The 243-nt window shown below is 65.0% G+C and carries 1 pseudogene; it reads left to right on the top strand.

The window, feature by feature from the left end:
* Positions 1–15: 15 nt before the first annotated feature.
* A pseudogene (locus RMT89_RS44985) lies at positions 16–243 on the top strand (monooxygenase); the annotation flags it as partial.

Genomic DNA, 243 nt, shown 5'->3' on the forward strand with positions numbered 1-243 from the left:
TGGCAGCAGCGCCGCATGGACAACTTCAACGCGCTGGTCAGCGGCATCCCGCAGTCGGAAGACCTGGTGAATGACGGCTGGACCGACATCATCGGCAACATGCTCGCGCTGATGCGCAAGGGCGGCAGCGAGAACATGGACCTCGCCACCACCATGCAGCTCGCCGATTTCAAGAAGATGGAGTCGATCCGCGCCTCGGCCGTCGTCGGGTCCTTCACGACGGAGGCGGCACGGGCGCGGATC

Source organism: Streptomyces sp. P17, assembly GCF_032436805.1.
In the GTDB taxonomy this organism is placed as follows: Bacteria; Actinomycetota; Actinomycetes; order Streptomycetales; family Streptomycetaceae; genus Streptomyces.